Annotated in this window: 17 protein-coding genes; 8 read left to right on the forward strand and 9 right to left on the reverse strand. The window is 66.8% G+C overall.

Annotation, left to right across the window (positions count from 1 at the left end; translation table 11 throughout):
- The first annotated feature begins 62 nt into the window (after positions 1–62).
- The gene (locus U5760_RS19610) at positions 63–1,994 is read left to right on the forward strand and encodes an ATP-binding cassette domain-containing protein (RefSeq protein WP_322013950.1); all 1,932 of its coding nucleotides are present in this window, start codon (positions 63–65) and stop codon (positions 1,992–1,994) included.
- An 85-nt stretch (positions 1,995–2,079) separates the two neighbouring features.
- Positions 2,080–3,234: a CaiB/BaiF CoA transferase family protein gene (locus U5760_RS19615; RefSeq protein WP_415914139.1), complete on the forward strand. Its 1,155-nt coding sequence runs from the start codon at positions 2,080–2,082 to the stop codon at positions 3,232–3,234.
- An 86-nt stretch (positions 3,235–3,320) separates the two neighbouring features.
- Here U5760_RS19615 and U5760_RS19620 read toward each other — a convergent pair whose 3' ends face one another.
- The 3 genes from U5760_RS19620 to alr all read right to left on the reverse strand — a co-directional run bounded on the left by U5760_RS19620 (position 3,321) and on the right by alr (position 6,183).
- Positions 3,321–3,569, reverse strand: a complete 249-nt coding sequence (locus U5760_RS19620; protein WP_042337274.1) for a DUF2866 domain-containing protein — start codon at positions 3,567–3,569, stop codon at positions 3,321–3,323.
- A 148-nt stretch (positions 3,570–3,717) separates the two neighbouring features.
- Positions 3,718–5,094, reverse strand: coding sequence for a DNA repair protein RadA (gene radA, locus U5760_RS19625; protein WP_322014121.1), 1,377 nt, complete (start codon positions 5,092–5,094; stop codon positions 3,718–3,720).
- An 18-nt stretch (positions 5,095–5,112) separates the two neighbouring features.
- Positions 5,113–6,183 (reverse strand): alanine racemase, encoded by a 1,071-nt coding sequence (gene alr / locus U5760_RS19630; RefSeq protein WP_322013953.1) that lies wholly within the window; start codon positions 6,181–6,183, stop codon positions 5,113–5,115.
- Between the two features lie 219 nt (positions 6,184–6,402).
- On the opposite strand from alr, the gene lplT reads away from it, so the two are divergent.
- Entirely contained in the window at positions 6,403–7,713 is a 1,311-nt protein-coding gene (gene lplT / locus U5760_RS19635) for a lysophospholipid transporter LplT (protein ID WP_322013954.1), read from the forward strand.
- 104 nt (positions 7,714–7,817) lie between these two features.
- Complete coding sequence (gene thiD, locus U5760_RS19640) at positions 7,818–8,624, forward strand: bifunctional hydroxymethylpyrimidine kinase/phosphomethylpyrimidine kinase (RefSeq protein WP_322013955.1); 807 nt, start codon at positions 7,818–7,820, stop codon at positions 8,622–8,624.
- A gap of 36 nt (positions 8,625–8,660) precedes the next feature.
- Here thiD and U5760_RS19645 read toward each other — a convergent pair whose 3' ends face one another.
- From U5760_RS19645 to tsaB, 4 genes are read right to left on the reverse strand one after another with little or no spacing between them, the layout of a single operon-like run.
- On the reverse strand, positions 8,661–9,701 hold the full coding sequence (locus U5760_RS19645) for a DUF1853 family protein (RefSeq protein ID WP_322013956.1): 1,041 nt from the start codon (positions 9,699–9,701) through the stop codon (positions 8,661–8,663).
- Positions 9,698–10,744 (reverse strand): uracil-DNA glycosylase, encoded by a 1,047-nt coding sequence (locus tag U5760_RS19650; protein WP_322013957.1) that lies wholly within the window; start codon positions 10,742–10,744, stop codon positions 9,698–9,700. Before U5760_RS19650 ends, U5760_RS19645 begins: the two co-directional genes overlap by 4 nt.
- Positions 10,731–11,225, reverse strand: a complete 495-nt coding sequence (gene rimI / locus U5760_RS19655; RefSeq protein ID WP_322013958.1) for a ribosomal protein S18-alanine N-acetyltransferase — start codon at positions 11,223–11,225, stop codon at positions 10,731–10,733. Before rimI ends, U5760_RS19650 begins: the two co-directional genes overlap by 14 nt.
- Positions 11,222–12,022: a tRNA (adenosine(37)-N6)-threonylcarbamoyltransferase complex dimerization subunit type 1 TsaB gene (tsaB, locus tag U5760_RS19660; RefSeq protein WP_322013959.1), complete on the reverse strand. Its 801-nt coding sequence runs from the start codon at positions 12,020–12,022 to the stop codon at positions 11,222–11,224. Before tsaB ends, rimI begins: the two co-directional genes overlap by 4 nt.
- A gap of 242 nt (positions 12,023–12,264) precedes the next feature.
- Here tsaB and U5760_RS19665 point away from each other — a divergent pair, with 242 nt between their 5' ends.
- The 4 genes from U5760_RS19665 (at position 12,265) to aceA (ending at position 16,399) form a co-directional block, all read left to right on the forward strand.
- Positions 12,265–12,534, forward strand: a complete 270-nt coding sequence (locus tag U5760_RS19665) for an acyl-CoA-binding protein (RefSeq protein WP_322013960.1) — start codon at positions 12,265–12,267, stop codon at positions 12,532–12,534.
- 263 nt (positions 12,535–12,797) lie between these two features.
- On the forward strand, positions 12,798–12,974 hold the full coding sequence (locus U5760_RS19670) for a hypothetical protein (protein ID WP_322013961.1): 177 nt from the start codon (positions 12,798–12,800) through the stop codon (positions 12,972–12,974).
- Positions 12,971–14,671, forward strand: a complete 1,701-nt coding sequence (locus tag U5760_RS19675) for a DEAD/DEAH box helicase (RefSeq protein ID WP_322013962.1) — start codon at positions 12,971–12,973, stop codon at positions 14,669–14,671. Before U5760_RS19670 ends, U5760_RS19675 begins: the two co-directional genes overlap by 4 nt.
- Before the next feature lie 420 nt (positions 14,672–15,091).
- The gene (aceA, locus tag U5760_RS19680; RefSeq protein WP_322013963.1) at positions 15,092–16,399 is read left to right on the forward strand and encodes an isocitrate lyase; all 1,308 of its coding nucleotides are present in this window, start codon (positions 15,092–15,094) and stop codon (positions 16,397–16,399) included.
- Between the two features lie 349 nt (positions 16,400–16,748).
- Here aceA and U5760_RS19685 read toward each other — a convergent pair whose 3' ends face one another.
- Positions 16,749–17,183: a universal stress protein gene (locus U5760_RS19685; RefSeq protein WP_322013964.1), complete on the reverse strand. Its 435-nt coding sequence runs from the start codon at positions 17,181–17,183 to the stop codon at positions 16,749–16,751.
- 148 nt (positions 17,184–17,331) lie between these two features.
- Entirely contained in the window at positions 17,332–18,243 is a 912-nt protein-coding gene (locus tag U5760_RS19690) for a LysR family transcriptional regulator (protein WP_322013965.1), read from the reverse strand.
- Between the last annotated feature and the right edge of the window lie 109 nt (positions 18,244–18,352).

An 18,352-nucleotide genomic window follows, 5' to 3' on the forward strand; every position in this document is an offset into this window, starting at 1 on the left:
GGTCAATGCCGGCCGCGGGGCCGCCCAGTTAAAATAGCGCTTTCTCCCCTGCTGGCGCCGCTGTGATCCGCTTCAATCAATTCAGTCTTGCCCGTGGCACCAAGCCGCTCTTCGACCAGACCTCGTTCACGCTGAACCCCGGCGAGAAGGCCGGTCTCGTCGGCGCGAACGGCGCGGGCAAATCGACGCTGTTCTCCGTGTTGCGCGGCGAACTCCATGCGGACGCGGGCGACTTCTCGCTGCCGCCGTCCTGGCGCATCGCGCACGTCGCGCAGGAAACGCCGGCCGTGGATCGCAGCGCCCTCGACTACGCGCTCGACGGCGACGCCGCGCTGCGCGAGATCGAAGCGCGCATTGCCGCTGCTTCGGCCGCGCACGACGGCGCCGCCGAAGCCGAGGCCCACGCCGCCTTTGCCGACGCGGACGGTTATACGGCCCCGGCACGCGCGGAAGCCCTGTTGCTCGGCCTCGGCTTCACGCTCGAGCAAACGCGCGCGCCGGTCGCGAGCTTCTCGGGCGGCTGGCGCATGCGCCTGAACCTCGCCCAGGCGCTGATGTGCCGCTCCGACCTGCTGCTGCTCGACGAGCCCACGAACCACCTGGACCTCGACGCCATCGTGTGGCTCGAAGACTGGCTGCATCGTTATCCGGGCACGCTCGTCGTGATCTCGCACGACCGCGAATTCCTCGATTCGGTCTGCAACGTCACGCTGCATCTGGAGAACCAGCAGGTCAAACGCTACGGCGGCAACTACTCGCAGTTCGAAATCCTGCGCGCGCAACAACTCGCTCTGCAGCAGAGCGCCTACGAGAAGCAGCAGAAAACCGTCGCGCACCTGCAAAGCTTCATCGACCGCTTCAAGGCGAAGGCCACCAAGGCGCGCCAGGCACAAAGCCGCGTGAAGGCGCTGGAGAAGATGGAGCTGATCGCGCCCGCGCATGCGAGCTCGCCGTTCACGTTCGAATTCCGCGCCCCCAACTCGGCGCCGAACCCCATGCTCGTCATGGAAGACGTGCGCTGCGGCTACCGTGCCGACGACGGCAGCGAAACGCCCATCGTCGAGCAGGTCGCGCTCTCGATCCAGAACGGCCAGCGCATCGGCCTGCTCGGCGCCAATGGCCAGGGCAAGTCCACGCTGATCAAGACGCTTGCCCACACGCTCGCCCCCCTCTCGGGCGAGCTGCGCACGGGCAAGGGCCTGCAGATCGGTTATTTCGCGCAGCACCAGCTGGAAACCCTGCGCCCCGACGACTCGCCGCTGCAGCATCTCGCGCGCCTCGCGCCGGACACGCGCGAACAGGAACTGCGCGACTTCCTCGGCGGCTTCAATTTCCCGGGCGAAATGGCGACGGCGCCCATCGCGCCGTTCTCGGGCGGCGAAAAAGCCCGGCTCGCGCTGGCGCTCATCATCTGGCAGAAACCCAACCTGCTGCTGCTCGACGAACCGACCAACCACCTCGACCTCGAAACCCGCCACGCGCTCACCATGGCGCTCGCGCAGTTCGAGGGCACGCTGATCCTCGTCTCGCACGACCGGCACCTGTTGCGCGCAACTACGGACCAGTTCATGCTGGTCGCGAAGCACCGGCTGCAGCCGTTCGACGGCGATCTGGACGACTACCGCGACTGGCTCCTCCAGCACGCCGCGGAGCAGCGCGCAGCGCTCAAGCAGGACGGCACGGGCGCCGGCACGGCGGACGCGGGCGTCAACCGCAAGGAGCAGCGCCGCCAGGAGGCGGAAACGCGCCAAAAGCTCGCGCACCTGAAAAAGCCGCTGCAGGCGAAGATCGGCAAGATCGAGAAGGAAATGGACACGCTCAATGCCGAGAAAGGATCGCTGGACATCTTCGTCGCCGATCCTGCCAGCTACGAGCCCGAACAGAAGACCCGCCTGACCGAGGCGATCCGCCGCCAGGCCGAAGTGCAGTCGCGACTCGAAACGCTGGAAGCCGAATGGCTCGACGCGCACGAGGAACTGGAGCAGATCGGTTAGCCGCGCCACACGCGCTACGCCCGTCAAGGAGAGATGAGTGTCGTCACCCGCCGCATTGCAGGGCCTACGCGTTCTTGATCTGACCATGCTGCTGCCCGGCCCGGTCGCCACGCTGCGACTGGCCGAAATGGGCGCGGACGTGCTGAAGATCGAGCCGCCCGGCACCGGCGACGCCGCCCGCATGATGATGCAGAGCGCCGCCGACGAAGTCGCTGCCCGGCCCGGCGCGTTCTACCGCCTCGTCAATCGCGGCAAGCGCGAGACGCGGCTCGACCTGAAGTCCGAAGGCGGGCGCGCCGTGCTGCTCGCGCTCGCGCGCGATGCGGACGTGCTGGTGGAGAGTTTCCGGCCCGGCGTCATGGACCGACTGGGCGTGGGCTACGAGGCGTTGCGCGCAATCAATCCCAAACTCGTGTATTGCGCGATCAGCGGCTATGGAGCAGAGGGCCCGTTTGCCGATCGCGCCGGCCACGATCTGAACTACATCGGCTACGCAGGCGTGCTCGACCAGTTGGCCGGACGCGACGGCGTGCCCGTATTACCCAACATCCAGATCGCGGACTTGCTGGGTGGCGCGCTCTCGGCCGTCACCCAGATCCTTGCCGCGCTGTGGCAAGTCGGCCGCGGCGGCGAGGGCCGCTTCGTCGATATCTCGATGGCCCACGCGAGCTACGCGAACAACGTGGTCGCCCAGGTGGCGCTCGCCAACGACGACGCGGCCGCCCTTCAGCCCGGCGGCGGCCTGCTCAACGGCGGCGTGCCTTGCTACAACCTCTACCGCACCCAGGACGGCCGCTGGCTCGCCGTGGGTGCGCTCGAACTGAAATTCTGGCAGGCGCTGTGCCGGGCGCTCGGACGCGAAGAGTGGATGGAACGGCACTGGAGCCTCGGCCAGGCGATCGGCGGCGCAGACGCAGTGGCGCTCACGCGCGAACTCGCGGCCGTCATCGAAGCGGAGTCGCTGCAAACCTGGATCGACCGGCTAGAACCTGTCGACTGCTGCGCCACGCCGGTTCTCACCCCCGGCGAGGCCGCGAGGCATCCGCTCTTTAATCCCGAGGTACTCCAGCAAACGCTGGCTGCGCGCCAGGCCGCGCTCAAGCCTCAGCCAGGCATGGGCACGGGCCTGCAAAGAACTGGCGGCGTGGCTGCCCCGCAAGCGGGAACGACAGGCGCAGGCAGCGGCCCGGGCACTTCCGCCGCCGGCAACAAGCCCTTCACCTACGGTCCCTGGGGCTGATTGGAGAATGAGAGGATTGAGGATCGGAGGGCACGCCCCGGCAATCCTGCAAACGAAAATGGGCGCTTAACGCGCCCATTTTTTCGCTAACGCCGCGGCAAGGTTTGCCGTGGCGAGCGCTCGTCGTCGTAGAGGACGTGTTTTCGGCCTTCCACGTGATGCGCGATGGTGCTGCGCACCTGAGCAGCAGTGACGTTTCCGGCCACCACGCGGCGCGATATGCGCCCGTCGCTATCGATCCACTCGACGATGCGGCAACTGCTGCCCCAAGGTTGCACGAGCGGCTCGGAAACCCGGCAGCCGCGTACGACGATCGAACGATCGCCGGCGGACATATCAGTCTGTCTCAAGACGCCATCCTTTCCGCTGGACGCGGGTTGAACATGCGGCCAAGGATAGGCAAATCGCAAATTGACCAGGTTACAGTGTGTACCAGGGTTGTTACTAATCATTACGCGCCAGTTCACGCGAAATGACCCGAATTCACTCCAGCGTGCGAACCTTGTCGATGGCTTCCTCGATACGTTCGACGGCGACCACGTTGAGCCCCTCTACGGGCTGCTTCGGCGCATTCGCACGCGGAATCAGCGCGCACGAGAATCCCAGCTTCGCGGCTTCCTTCAGACGTTCCTGCCCGCGCGGCGAGGGTCGAATCTCGCCCGCGAGACCGACTTCCCCAAAAACGATCAGACCCTTCGGCAACGGCTTGTTACGCATCGAGGAATGAATCGCGAGCAATACGGCGAGGTCGGCGGCCGGTTCGGTGATCTTCACGCCGCCCACGGCATTGAGGAACACATCCTGATCGAAGCACGCGATGCCCGCATGCCGGTGCAGCACCGCGAGCAGCAGCGCGAGCCGGTTCTGCTCGAGGCCCACTGCGAGGCGCCGCGGATTGGGCACCTGGGCCGTATCCACCAGCGCCTGCACTTCCACGAGAAGCGGCCGCGAGCCCTCCTGGGTCACGAGTACGCACGAGCCCGGCACGCTCTGCTCGTGCTGCGAGAGAAAGAGCGCCGACGGATTGGCCACGCCGCGCAGCCCGCGCTCGGTCATGGCGAAAACGCCAAGTTCGTTCACCGCGCCAAAGCGGTTCTTGAACGCGCGCACGAGACGGAACGACGAATGCGTGTCGCCTTCGAAGTACAGCACGGTATCGACGATGTGCTCCAGCACGCGCGGGCCGGCGAGATTGCCCTCCTTCGTCACGTGCCCGACCATGATGATCGCCGTGCCCGACTGCTTCGCGATGCGCGTGAGCTGCGCCGCGCATTCGCGCACCTGGGCGACGGAACCAGGCGCCGACGTCAGCGCCTCGGAATAGATGGTCTGGATCGAGTCGATCACGGCGACATCGGGTCTTTCGGCCTCGATGGTCGCCTGAATCTTTTCCAGCTGGATTTCGGCAAGCAGTTGCAGCTCGCTCGCCTTCGAACCGGGATCGAGTAACGCAAGGCGCTGCGCGCGCAGCGCGATCTGCGCCGCCGATTCCTCGCCGCTCACGTAGAGCGCGCGGCGCTCGGCCGCGATCTGCGCGAGCGACTGCAGCAGCAGCGTCGACTTGCCGATGCCCGGATCGCCGCCAATCAGCACCACGCCGCCCGCCACGAGCCCGCCGCCGAGCACCCGGTCGAACTCGCCCACTCCCGTGGTGAAGCGCGGCACGTCGGAAGCCTCGATGTCGGCGAGGCGCCGCACCGGCGCACTCTTCGCGAGCGACTGGAAGCGATGCGAGCCCGCCGGTTCGGCAATGCTTTCCACGAGCGTGTTCCAGGCACCGCAGGCGGGGCATTGCCCCTGCCACTTGGGCGCCTGGCCGCCGCACTCGGTACACGTATACAGTGTCTTGACCTTCGCCATGTTCCGCGTGGCCACCGCTTATTCCGCCCGCACCGGTACGCGCGGCGCCACCGCGCACATCAGCTCGTAGCCGATCGTGCCGCACGACTGGGCAACGTCGTCGATCGGCAGGTTCGCCCCCCACAACTCGACGCGTGCACCCATGCCCGCGTTGGGCACCGGCGTGAGATCGACGGTAAGCATGTCCATCGACACGCGGCCCACCACGCGGGTCCGCACGCCCTCCACGAGCACGGGCGTGCCTTCGGGCGCGATGCGCGGGTAGCCGTCCGCATAACCGCACGCCACCACGCCGATCCGCATGGGCTTGCGCGCCGTAAAGGTCGAGCCGTAGCCGACAGCCTGCCCTTCCGCGACGCTCTGCGTGCCGATGATTTCGGAGGCGAGCGTCATGGCCGGCTGCAGGCCCACGCCGTCGATGGCCGACGCCACGCCCGAGGGCGAAGCGCCGTACAGGATGATGCCGGGCCGCACCCAGTCGAAATGCGAGGCCGGATGCCAGAGCGTGGCCGCCGAGTTCGCGAGGCTGCGCGTGCCGGCGATACCCTGCGCGCCGCGCTCGAATGCGGCCATCTGCTCGCCGATGCCGCGCGGCGTATCGGCGTCGGAAAAGTGCGTCATCAGCGTGATCTGGCCGATGCCGGGGCAGGCGCGCGCGCGCTCCCACGCGGCGCGATATTTCTCGGGCGTATAACCGAGCCGGTTCATGCCGCTGTTCATTTTCAGCTGGATATTGACCGGCTTCGAAAGACGCGCCATTTCGAGCATGCGCATTTGCTCGTCCGAATGCACGACCGTGGCGAGGCTATAGCGGTCGATCACGTCGATGTCGGTGGGCCGGAAAAAACCTTCCAGCAGCAGGATCGGGCCCGCCCAGCCGAGCTCGCGCAGCTTCACCGCTTCTTCGAGATCCAGCAGGCCGAAACCGTCCGTGGCACGCAGGCCCGGAAACGCGCGGGCAAGCCCGTGGCCGTAGGCATTGGCCTTGACCACGGCCCAGATTTTGGACTTCGGCGCGTATCGGCGGACGACGGCGAGATTGTTGGCGAGAGCGGCGGTATGAATCGTGGCGGAGAGGGGGCGAGGCATGGGAGATTTTCGTAAAGACGCTTTCGAATCAGGAGCTTACAGTGCGTTTTCAGCCCCCGGAAGGCCGACCCGCTTGGGCGGTCAAGGAATCTGCTAGTCCGAATGCAGCTATTTTCATGATATAAAGCCCTGCGCACAACCCATTTCGAACGTAATAAGCCCGGATGCCTCCCACCCGTCCGGGGCGGACGGACCGCAGCGAGGACAGCATCGCATCAGATGAAAAAAGGCTTTTACACCATCATGGCCGCGCAGTTTTTTTCGTCGTTGGCCGACAATGCGCTCCTGATCGCTGCAATTGCACTGCTGAAAGATCTCCAGGCTCCGAACTGGATGACACCGCTGCTCAAGCTGTTCTTCGTCCTTTCCTATGTCGTTCTGGCCGCCTTCGTCGGCGCCTTTGCTGATTCCCGCCCCAAGGGCCGCGTCATGTTCATCACGAACACGATCAAGGTCGCGGGCTGCGCCTTGATGCTGTTCGGCACTCACCCGCTATTCGCCTACGGCGTCGTCGGATTCGGTGCGGCGGCCTACTCGCCGGCCAAATATGGCATTCTGACCGAGTTGCTGCCGCCCGAGCGCCTCGTCGCCGCGAACGGCTGGATCGAGGGCACGACAGTCGGCTCGATTATCCTCGGCACCGTTTTAGGCGGCGCACTCATCAGCCCGCACATCGCCTCGCACGTCATCCGCCACACCCCCGCCTCGATCAATACCCCCGCCGAAGCCGCGATGCTCGTGATCATGGGCATCTATGTCATCGCCGCCCTCTTCAATCTGCGCATTCCCGATACCGGCGCCCGCTACCCGCGCCAGGAACGCGGCCCCATCCGTCTCATCACCGATTTCGCCGACTGCTTCCAGACGCTCTGGCACGACAAGCTCGGCCAGATCTCGCTCGCCGTCACGACGCTCTTCTGGGGCGCCGGCGCCACGCTCCAGTTCATCGTGCTCAAGTGGGCGGAGGTGTCGCTCGGCATGTCGCTCTCGGAGGGCGCCATCCTGCAGGCCGTGGTCGCCGTGGGGGTGGCCGCGGGGGCGATCATCGCTGCCGCGCGCATCCCGCTCAAGAAGTCGCTCTCGGTGCTGCCGGTGGGCATCATCATGGGTATCGCCGTGATGCTCATGGCGTTCTATACGCGCAGCCTCTTTCCGCCGCATTGGGGCCTGCGCCTCGGCCATATGCACGTGCCGGGCTACCTGCTGTTCGCGTATGTCTTCCTGATGGTGGTGGGCGGTCTCTCGGGCTTTTTCGTCGTGCCGATGAACGCGCTGCTCCAGCACCGCGGCCACGTGCTGCTCTCGGCCGGCCATTCGATCGCCGTGCAGAACTTCAACGAGAACCTCTCGGTGCTCGTGATGCTGTGCCTCTATGCGGTGCTCGTCTGGCTCGACGTGCCGGTGACCATCGTGATCGTGCTGTTCGGCACCTTCGTGTGCCTCATGATGTGGCTCGTGATGCGCCGCCATCAGGCCAATCAGCGCGCGTTCGACTCCGTCGCGCTGATCGGCGAAAATCACCGGCACTGACTCCGCGCCGTTCGCCGTTTCCGTTCGCCGTTTCGTTGCGCCGAACCTCCTTGCAGGCAGGGCCCGACACGCCAGGCGTGCGCCCTTTCGTCTTACACGCTGCCATGACCTCATCGATTTCCAACGTTCTCACGATCGCCGGCTCCGATTCGGGTGGCGGTGCGGGCATCCAGGCCGACCTGAAGGCGTTCTCGGCGCTCGGCGCCTACGGCGCGAGCGTGATCACCGCGCTCACCGCGCAAAACACGCGCGGCGTCACGGCAATCCATGCGCCCGATCCGGGTTTTGTCACGGCGCAGCTCGATGCCGTGTTCGAGGACATCCGCATCGACGCCGTGAAAATCGGCATGCTGGCCAATGCGCCGATCGTGCGGGCCGTCGCCGATGCCGTGCGCCGCCACCGGCCGACGCGCATCGTGCTCGACACGGTCATGATCTCGAAGAGCAACCACGCGCTGCTCGCGCCCGAAGCCGTGGCGGCGCTGCGCGACGAGTTGCTGCCGCTCGCTGGCATCGTCACGCCCAATCTGCCGGAAGCGGCGGCGCTGCTCGGCGTCGCACCCGCCGCCGACGAGGCCGCGATGGTCGAGCAAGGCGAGGCGCTGCGCGCGCTCGGCGTGCAGGCGGTGCTCATGAAGGGCGGCCACCTGGGCGGCGCCGAAAGCCCCGACTGGCTCATCGAAGCCGGCGGCACGCTGCGCCTCGGCGGCGCGCGCGTGCCGGTGACGAACACGCACGGCACCGGCTGCACGCTCTCTTCCGCCATCGCGGCGCTCTGGCCGCAGCGCGCGAGCCTCGCCGACGCCGTTGCCGACGCCAAGCAGTACCTCACCGGCGCGCTACAGGCGAGCGAGCGCCTCGACGTCGGCCACGGCGTGGGACCGGTGCATCATTTCCATCGCTGGTGGTGAGCGGTTGGCGCGCCGCCTGGTGCGCCACTCGAAGCGCTAGTCGCGCGCGAAGGCCTGTGCGTGTGCGGGCCAGTCGTCGGGGACGATAAAACCACGCGATTGTTCGAGATAGCCGCCCGCTCCGTCCGAAACGAAGGCCGCGACCATGACGGGTTCCTCGCGGCGCGCCAACTGCTCAAGCAGGACATCGGAATCGACCGGAGCGGCAATGGTTGCGCGATAACGCATGCCGGCCGCCGTCACCGCTCCCTCGTCCTCCATCCGCACCGGTTCTCCGGCCGCGAGCCGCCGCGGCGCAAGCCAGGCAACACGCGGCAGCACGCTCCAGCCGGCCGCACCCTGCTGCGTCGCGAACGTCGGCCAGTCCAGGTGCGTCACCCACCAGCCGCGCCCGTGGTCCGGCGCCAGTTCGGGCGGCTCGCCCTGCCCGTTTTTCGCACTCGCCCCGGCCTGATAGAACAGCCAGCCCTTGACGAACATCTGCGCCAGCCACGGCCCCGCATGGCCGAGCGCAAGAAACGCCTCGCGCTCGCTGAGCCGCAGTTGATGGTCGAGCAGATGCGCGCGCTTGCGGTCGAAGCGGTCGCGCAGATTCGGGCCCACGAAGTCCGCCAGCCGCGCTCCGGGACCGCCTGCGTGCAGATAGCACTTCACCGCCAGTTCCCAGTGCAGACGCCGTCCATCGGAGGCTTCGACGAGAAAATCGCATTCGCCGAGCGTCACACCGGCCTGCCGCAACGGCACATTGGCCGCAACGAGCCGCGCCGCCGGACCGTGCCCGAGAAACCAGGCGAGCAGGAGTTCCGCATAACGCCCGAGCTGCCGCGGACGGCCGGCATCGAGCACTTCATGCAACGGCGCGGGATCGCGGTCGAGTTCGCGAAGCCACTGCGCCGTGGCACGCACCTCGGCCGCCAGCGCCCACGGCGTGGCAAGCGGCGCGAGCGGCGGCTGCGCGCGCAGCAGAGAAGGACTCGAGAGCAGCCATGCGAGATCGCGCACGGCCGGATCGGTCAGCCCGTCGAGACTGCCGGCGGCCCACGAGCCGGCCTCGTCGACGGACTGCGCAGGGTTCACTGACCGCCGCCGGCCGCGCGCAGGGTGTCGCGCGCGAGGCAGAGGTCGGCCCACGCTTTCGACTTGTCCTGCAGACTGCGCAGCAGATAAGCAGGGTGGTAGGTCACGATGACCGGCACGCCTTCGTACTCGTGAACGCGTCCGCGCATCGAAGCGATGCTGCCTTCTGACTTCAGCACGCTCTGGGCGGCGAAGCGCCCCATCGCGACGATGATCTTCGGCTTGACGAGCGCGACCTGGCGCTTGAGGTAAGGCTCGCAGCGCGCGACTTCGTCCGGCTCGGGATTGCGGTTGCCGGGCGGACGGCATTTGAGCACGTTCGCGATATAGACGTTCTCGACGCGCGAGAGCGTCAGCGCGCGCAGCATGTTGTCGAGCAGCTTGCCCGCCTGGCCCACGAACGGCTCGCCCTGACGGTCCTCGTTTTCGCCCGGCGCTTCGCCGATCACCATCCAGTCGGCCTCGCGATCGCCCACGCCGAATACGGTGTTGGTGCGCTTTTCGCACAGGCGGCAGCGCGTGCAGCCCGCGACGCGTTCGGCGAGCGCGTCCCAGTCGAGCGTGGCCACGTCGTTGCTGGGCTCGAGCGGCACGGCCGCAATGTGCGCCGCTTCGGCGGGTGCGGACGATACGGCGTCGAACCAGGCGAAGTCGTCTTCGGCAAGCGGCGGCGGTTCGTCCGGTGCGGGAGGGGTGCGGCTGGCTCGCGCTTCTGCGGGCGGTGCTGCGGGCCGTTCTGCCGGATCGGGCAGCGCGGCGCGCGCCCCACTCGCCCCACCCGCAGACGGTGACGCGAAAGCCTCCTCAGCCGGCGCCGGAAGATCGTCGCTTTGAGCGTGTGCCAACGGACGCGCGACCGGCGCCGCAGTGGCCGACTCCGCTTCAACGTGCGAAAGCGCCGCCTCGGAAGGCGCATCGGGCGCTCCGGCCTCGCGCGCCTCTACGGCAAGCGCCGCTTCAGCCCCCGTCGATGCCTGCGCCCCCCGGCTCACCCAGCGCGGCGCGAGTCCCAGTTCTTCCAGCGCGAGTTCATCGAGCGCCATTGCCGGTCTCCTCTGCAAAAGAAAAACGCATCACGATCGCGTCTTCGCGCGTGTGATGCCTTGCCGGATAGTAGTTCTTGCGGCGCCCGATCGTCACGAAGCCAAATTGTTCGTAAAGCCGTATCGCCCGGTGATTCGACGGCCGCACTTCGAGCAGCAGCCCTTCCAGCCGTTGCCCGTGCGCGACGCGCACCGCCTCGCGCAGCAACGCGAGCCCCGCGCCCACTCCTTGCGCGGCGGGAGCCACGCAGAGGTTCAGCAGATGCATCTCGTCCACCACGGGCATCAGCACGCAATAGCCGATCAGCGTGCCCGTTACGTGGCGCATGCAGATGCCGTAGTAGCCGTTGCGCAGCGAATCTTCAAAATTGCCGCGCGACCACGGAAACTCGTAGGCGGATTTTTCGACGACGGCGACTTCGTCGAGGTCGCTCTCGGTCATCGGCGACAGATAACGGTCGGTCATCAGCACGCCGCTCATCGACGGTCCTCGCCGGCTGCGCCGCCCGCCCCGCCATCGGCCGCGGCCTTCGCTGCCAGCCGCTCGGCCGTGGTCTGGGCGACCTTGTTGCGCACGTACTCGGGCGCGGCCTCGTCGGCGCGCAGCGTACGGCCCGCACGGAACGCGCGGAGCGCCGCGTGCGCAAGCGGCAGCGCATGCGGCAGCGCCTCGGCGTCGATCGAGCGGGCCGCCGCCGTTGCCGCAAGCCGCGCGCCGAACGCGGCGGCCGCATTGCCCGCCAGGGTGAACGGCCCCCCGGCCAGCGCCGCGATCTGCTCCGGGGCATCGAGCGAGGCCGGATGCACCGTGCGCCAGTCGCTGGCCGCCGCCTCCCATTCGTATTCGGCCCAATAGGCCTCGTCCATGCGCGCGTCGAGCGCCGCGAGCACGCGTGTGGCGGCGGGATCGCGCAGCCGCGCGCTCTCGGCGCAGACGAGCAGCGTGCCCACGGGCACCACGGGAATATCGAGCCCGAACGCGAGCCCTTGCGCGACGCCTGTCGCCGTGCGCAGCCCCGTGAACGAACCCGGGCCCGAGCCGAATGCAATCGCATCGCAGTCGGCGAGCGCGAGTCCGGCTTCGTCGAACAGCTCGCCGATCGCCGGCAGGAGCCGCGTGCTGGACACGGCGCCGGTGGCTTCGTGGCGCACCCACACGGCCACTTCGGCATACGGTTGGGAATCGGTGGCGCCGTCGCGGAAGGCGACGGCACGCAGCAGCGCGACCGAGCAGAATTCGGTCGAGGTATCGAGGGCAAGCAGCACGGTGTCGGTCATGACCGCTATTGTAATGCGGCGCCTCCTCTCCTCCCATGCCGGGCACGGTCCGTGCCAGCCGGACCTGCGCGCCGGGCTTCGGCGCCGCGTCCGCCCCCGTTCCAGTTCCCGCCGGCTCTGGAGGAATCGCTCCAGCCGCAGCCCGGAGTGCGCTGCTACCATCGGCGCGCAGTGCCCGAGGCAGTTCCCGACGCAGTTCCCGACCGACGCAGTTCCCGAATCAACTAGTGGAGGAAACAACAATGAGCGACATCAACGCCCAGTTCGAGCAAGCCCAGACCGACGTGCAGCAACTCGCCGAGCGCCCCGGCAACCTGACGTTGCTGCGTCTTTACGCGCTCTTCAAGCAGGCGAGCGAAGGCGACGTCCACGGCGACAAGCCGGGCTTCACCGATATCGTCGGCAAATACAAGTACGACGCCTGGGCTTCGCTGCAAGGCACGGCGCAAGACACCGCCAAAACGCAGTACGTCGAGCTGGTCGAGTCGCTCAAGAGCGGCACGGCAAGCTGAAGACCACGCGGCCCGGCGCACCCCTGCCGCGAGCCGTCGGCCGCCGTGCTGCGCCGCTCGAACCAGCGAACGGCCGCCGTGCAATCAATCTGACATACAGCGCTGGCGCAGCGCAGCAAATTGCGCTACAATGCGCGCTGCGCTACGTTCTGCGCCCCTCAGCCCTGCTGAGCCGGGCCGGCCAGGCGCCTCGCAGCGTTAAGCTCCAATCCAGTTTAGAACCTGTCCCCTCCTGCCTTGGCCTCTTCCATATAGAGGCTGTCATGTATCAGGCTGGCGGCAAAGCCAATTCCGGTGCGCCGCATCCGAAACAGCTTCTAACGAAAATCCGCCGCTGTGGCGGGTTGCCCCCGTTTTTCGATTTGTTCGCAAAATCCGACGACTTGGGTATGCCGATTGGCGCCGACGTTCTATTTCCTGTTTTCCAAGGATTTTCATGACTTCGAGCATTACCCAAAGCCCCCTCGACGCGATCGCCAACGAAGCACTCGGTCTCGACGCCGCACCTGACGCTCCTGCGCAGGACGCCGGCACGCCCGAGGGCCCGTCGTTCGCGTCGCTCGGCCTGTCGCCGGAGATCGTCTCCGCGCTGACGGCTGCGGGCTACAAAGCGCCTACGCCGGTGCAGCAACGCGCCATCCCCGCGGCCATCGCCGGCCGCGATCTCCTCGTTTCCAGCCCGACCGGTTCGGGCAAGACCGCCGCCTTCATGCTGCCCGCGATCGAACGCTTCGCGCAGATCCAGAAGGCGCAAGCCGCGCAGCCGCGCGAACCGCGTCCGCAGGGCCAGCAAGCCGCTTCGGGCGACCGTCGCCAGCGCCGTCCGCAACCGGTCGCGCGCCCCGGCCTCCTCGTCCTCACGCCGACGCGCGAACTCGCCATGCAGGTGACCACCGCCGCGTCGACCTACGGCCAGCACCTGCGCCGCCTGCGCACGGTCAGCATCCTCGGCGGCGTGGCCTATGGCCAGCAGCTGATGCTGCTCGCGAAGAACCCCGAGATCCTGGTCGCCACGCCGGGCCGTCTGCTCGACCACCTCGAGCGCGGCCGCATCGACCTCTCGGAACTCAAGATGCTCGTCCTCGACGAAGCCGACCGCATGCTGGACATGGGCTTCATCGACGACATCGAGACGATCGTCGCCGCGACGCCCGAGTCGCGCCAGACCATGCTGTTCTCGGCCACGCTCGACGGCAAGATCGCGTCGATCACCGGCCGTCTGCTGAAGGATCCGGAGCGTATCGAAATCACGCGCAAGATCGAGGCGAACTCGAACATCGCGCAAACCGTGCATTACGTGGACGACCGCGATCACAAGGATCGCCTGCTCGACCACCTGCTGCGCGACGAAAAGCTCGACCAGGCCGTGGTGTTCACGGCCACCAAGATGGACGCCGACCAGCTGGCCGGCAAGCTCGCCGACGCGGGCTTCGAAACCGCCGCGCTGCACGGCGACCTGCCGCAAGGCGCGCGCAACCGCACGATCCGTGCACTGCGCGAGCGTCGCGTGCGCGTGCTGGTTGCAACCGATGTCGCCGCGCGCGGCATCGACATCCCCGGCATCACGCACGTGTTCAACTACGACCTGCCGAAGTTCGCCGAAGACTACGTGCACCGTATCGGCCGTACCGGCCGCGCGGGCCGCTCGGGTATCGCCGTGAGCCTCGTGCATCACGCCGAGCAAGGCGCACTCAAGCGCATCGAGCGCTTCGTGCGTGCGACGCTGCCGGTCAACGTCGTCGAAGGCTTCGAGCCGCGCAAGGCCCCGCCCGCGAATCGCGGCTTCGGCGGCCGCGGCCGTCCGGGCGGCAATGGTGGCGGCGGCAACGGCCGGCGCTTCGGCAACGGCGGCGGCAAGCCGGGTGGCTATGGCAACCGCAGCGGTAACGGCGGCAATGGTGGCCACAGCGGCAATGGCGGCAACGGCTACCAGGGCAAGTCGGAAGGCTCGCGTGGCGGCTACGGCGGCCAATCGCGTGACGGCGGCTCTGGTTCGCGCGAAGGCTATGGCGCCTCGCGCGGCGAAGGCGGCAATCGCGGCGGCTACGGCCAGCCGCGCGGCGACGGTTACGGCCGTTCGCGCGAAGGCTTCGGCGCGCGCCGCAACGACGGCCCCCGCGTGCGTCGCGAGGGCTGATCGCAGCCCGCGGTTGAGGGCGCGGGGCGGCGGCATTTCCGCCTCGCGCGCCTGACAAGACACGAAAGACCGGTGCATCGTCACCGGTCTTTTTTTATTTCCGTGCGGATTTCACGATATGAAAAAAATTTTTGCCTCGTAAAAAATCGTGCTGCGTGGCACAACGAACCTCATTGCAATAGGGGAAATGGCGTTTCTCATCATGAAATAAAACATATAAGCAATTGATTTTTATAAACTAAAAATCAACCAAAAAGACCCTTGGACGCCTGTCCCACCCCGATCGATTTGCCTAGACTCTTATATAAGACTTCACGAAACGAAACACCCCGAAGCACCCAGACGCACCCCGGGCATTCGTTGCAGCGAAGTCGCCGACTTTCAGCGGTTCTACCAATCAGGCAAACGAAGGAGCACATCATGTCGACGCGTCAGGAACAGGCAAAGCAACTGCAACAACAATGGGAAACCGATCCGCGCTGGAAGGGCATCAAGCGCAACTACACGGCTGAAGACGTGGTGCGCCTGCGCGGTTCGATCCAGCCCGAGCACACGCTCGCGAAGAACGGCGCGGAAAAGCTCTGGAAGGGCGTGAACACCGAGCCGTTCATCAACGCACTCGGCGCGCTCACGGGCAATCAGGCCATGCAGCAGGTGAAGGCGGGTCTCAAGGCGATCTATCTGTCGGGCTGGCAGGTGGCGGGCGACGCCAACCTCGCGGGCGAAATGTACCCCGACCAGTCGCTCTACCCGGCCAACTCGGTGCCGCAGGTGGTCAAGCGCATCAACAACACGCTCACGCGCGCCGACCAGATCCAGTGGTCCGAGGGCAAGAACCCGGGCGACGAAGGCTACGTCGACTTCTTCCAGCCCATCGTAGCCGATGCCGAAGCCGGCTTCGGCGGCGTGCTCAACGCGTTCGAACTGATGAAGGCGATGATCGAAGCGGGCGCCGCGGGCGTGCACTTCGAAGACCAGCTCGCTTCGGTGAAGAAGTGCGGCCACATGGGCGGCAAGGTGCTCGTGCCGACGCGCGAGAACGTCGCCAAGCTGACGGCCGCGCGTCTGGCCGCCGACGTCTGCGGCGTGCCGACCGTGCTGCTCGCGCGCACCGACGCCGAAGCCGCCGACCTCGTCACCTCGGACATCGACGACAACGACAAGCCGTTCCTCACGGGCGAGCGCACGGTGGAAGGTTTCTTCCGCACGCGCAACGGCCTCGAGCAGTCGATCTCGCGCGGCCTCGCCTACGCGCCGTACGCCGACATGATCTGGTGCGAAACGGGCAAGCCGGATCTGGAGTTCGCAAAGAAGTTCGCGGAAGCGATCCACAAGGAATTCCCGGGCAAGCTGCTCTCGTACAACTGCTCGCCGTCGTTCAACTGGAAGAAGAACCTGGACGACGCGACGATCGCGAGATTCCAGCGCGAACTGGGCGCGATGGGCTACAAGTTCCAGTTCATCACGCTCGCGGGCTTCCACTCGCTCAACTACTCGATGTTCAACCTCGCGCACGGTTATGCGCGCCAGAACATGAGCGCGTTCGTCGAGCTGCAGCAAGCCGAGTTCGCCGCGGCCGAAAAGGGCTTCACGGCCGTCAAGCACCAGCGCGAAGTGGGCACCGGCTACTTCGACGCCGTCACGCAGACGGTCGAGCGCGACGCTTCGACGACCGCCCTGCACGGTTCCACCGAAGACGAACAGTTCTTCGACAAGAAGGTGGCTTGAGGTTGGCATAAGACCACCCGCAGCATCGGCGCCGCCGGACGGCGCCGCGGCCGGTATGCGTGTCCCTGGCGGGGTTCGCCGGCCGCCGGTTTCGTCCGGCACGCGCCGCAGGCGTCCACGACAGGCGGAGTGAATCAGGAGGACAGGTCAGGGACCGCGCAGGCGCTGGACACGATCCGGCTCGCTGCATCGTCGGGTCAAACGCCGGACGCACGGTCCCCAAGACCGGAGGAGACAACAAGCTGACGAGGACGCAGCCACGGAAGGCGCATGGGCATCTGCCGTGCGTGCCCATGCGCCGACTGGGGTGAAGGACCGCGTCCGGGGCAAGAAAGAAAGCGCGGCCAGCCTAGCGGTACACGATCACCGGAATCTTCGTATGCGTGAGGACGCGCTGCGTCTCGCTGCCGATAAGCAGGCTGCCGAGCCCGCGCCGCCCGTGCGAAGCCATGAAAATCACGTCGCAGCCCCCTTTTTCGGCGGCTTCGATAATGCCGAGATACGGCGAAGGATGCACGCTCGTGCGGCTCTCGCAGCTCACGCCGGCGCTGCGCGCCGCCGCTTCGATTTCCTGCAGATGCGTGCGCGCCTCTCGCTCACTACGCGTCTGGAAATCGCCGGGCGGCTCGATCACGACGTCGGAGAACGGCGAGTACGGATATTGCGGCAGGCACGCGTAGGCCGTGACGCGCGCCCCTACCGTGCGCGCGAGGTCGATCGCGCCGTCGATCGCCTTCTTCGAGAGATCCGAGCCATCGGTCGGGACGAGGATGTGCTTGAACATGGCGCTCTCCGTTCGTGGCCGGTAGCGGCGGGTCGGCGCTGCGGCGCCGTCAAGTCCGCCGTCAAGTCGATTGTAGTGCGCGAAAAACCGGCACAAGGCACGCATGCGGGTCTCTCCCCATATCGGAAACGCGCATGGGCCGAAACCGTCAATCCTGGCCCCAGTACCCCGGATGACCGTACGTATGCTTGAGAAAGTCGAGAAAGAGGCGCACGCGCAGCGGCAGATGGCGGCGCTGCGGAAACACGGCATGAATGCCGATGGGCGGCGCCGCGAAGGCGTCGAGCACGCTCACGAGCCGGCCTGCCGCGATGTCCTCGCCGACTTCCCACCACGAACGCCATGCCAGGCCGTGGCCTTCGAGGCACCATTCATGAAGCACCGCGCCGTCCGAACATTCCATCGTGCCCGCCACGCGGATCGACACCACCTTGTCGTCCTGCTGGAAGGTCCAGCCGCGCTGCTGGTTCGCACTGCTCGCGCCAAGGGCGAGGCAGTTGTGGCGCGCGAGATCGGCGAGCGTTTCGGGCGCGCCGCGGCGCGACAGGTAATGGGGCGACGCCACGCACACGCGGCGGTTCTCGCCGAGCTTGAGCGAGACGAGCGACGAGTCGGGCAATTCGCCCAGACGCACGGCGCAGTCGAAGCCCTCGTTGACGAGATCGACGAGGCGATCGGAGAGGTCGAGCGTGATCGAGACGTCCGGGTGCGCCACCGTGAACGCGGGCACGAGCGGCGCGACGTGCTTGCGCCCGAAGCCCGCCGGCGCGGAAACGCGCAGGTGCCCGCTCGCCTTAACGCCGCCCGCCGAAACGCTGGCCTCGGCGTTCTGCATGTCGTGGATGATGCGCTGGCAGTCCTCGAGGAAGGCCGAACCTTCGAACGTCAGCGTGATGCGGCGCGTGGTGCGCACGAAGAGCTTCACCCCGAGCCGTTCTTCGAGCGCGTCGATGCGGCGTCCGATGATGGCGGGTGCGACCCCTTCTGCCTGGGCGGCCGCCGAAAGGCTGCCTTTGGCCGCCACGGCGGCGAAGGTCTCGATTTGTCTAAAGCGGTCCATTCAAAGGGCAGCGCAGGAATGACAACGAAAAAGGCCGGCAAAAATCGCCTGAAGCGTCAGATTAGGTGGGTAAAAGTAAAAGATCAAGTGATCAATGCGTCCTTTTTCA

Source organism: Paraburkholderia sp. J12, assembly GCF_905220215.1.
In the GTDB taxonomy this organism is placed as follows: Bacteria; Pseudomonadota; Gammaproteobacteria; order Burkholderiales; family Burkholderiaceae; genus Paraburkholderia.

Bases quoted from the DNA above. Each gene is read 5' to 3' on its own strand.
- U5760_RS19615 (WP_415914139.1), top strand. From the start codon at position 2,080: ATGCTGCTGCCCGGCCCGGTCGCCACGCTGCGACTGGCCGAAATGGGC.
- U5760_RS19620 (WP_042337274.1), bottom strand. From the start codon at position 3,569: ATGTCCGCCGGCGATCGTTCGATCGTCGTACGCGGCTGCCGGGTTTCC.
- radA (WP_322014121.1), bottom strand. From the start codon at position 5,094: ATGGCGAAGGTCAAGACACTGTATACGTGTACCGAGTGCGGCGGCCAG.
- alr (WP_322013953.1), bottom strand. From the start codon at position 6,183: ATGCCTCGCCCCCTCTCCGCCACGATTCATACCGCCGCTCTCGCCAAC.
- lplT (WP_322013954.1), top strand. From the start codon at position 6,403: ATGAAAAAAGGCTTTTACACCATCATGGCCGCGCAGTTTTTTTCGTCG.
- thiD (WP_322013955.1), top strand. From the start codon at position 7,818: ATGACCTCATCGATTTCCAACGTTCTCACGATCGCCGGCTCCGATTCG.
- U5760_RS19650 (WP_322013957.1), bottom strand. From the start codon at position 10,744: ATGGCGCTCGATGAACTCGCGCTGGAAGAACTGGGACTCGCGCCGCGC.
- rimI (WP_322013958.1), bottom strand. From the start codon at position 11,225: ATGAGCGGCGTGCTGATGACCGACCGTTATCTGTCGCCGATGACCGAG.
- tsaB (WP_322013959.1), bottom strand. From the start codon at position 12,022: ATGACCGACACCGTGCTGCTTGCCCTCGATACCTCGACCGAATTCTGC.
- U5760_RS19665 (WP_322013960.1), top strand. From the start codon at position 12,265: ATGAGCGACATCAACGCCCAGTTCGAGCAAGCCCAGACCGACGTGCAG.
- U5760_RS19670 (WP_322013961.1), top strand. From the start codon at position 12,798: ATGTATCAGGCTGGCGGCAAAGCCAATTCCGGTGCGCCGCATCCGAAA.
- U5760_RS19675 (WP_322013962.1), top strand. From the start codon at position 12,971: ATGACTTCGAGCATTACCCAAAGCCCCCTCGACGCGATCGCCAACGAA.
- aceA (WP_322013963.1), top strand. From the start codon at position 15,092: ATGTCGACGCGTCAGGAACAGGCAAAGCAACTGCAACAACAATGGGAA.
- U5760_RS19685 (WP_322013964.1), bottom strand. From the start codon at position 17,183: ATGTTCAAGCACATCCTCGTCCCGACCGATGGCTCGGATCTCTCGAAG.
- U5760_RS19690 (WP_322013965.1), bottom strand. From the start codon at position 18,243: ATGGACCGCTTTAGACAAATCGAGACCTTCGCCGCCGTGGCGGCCAAA.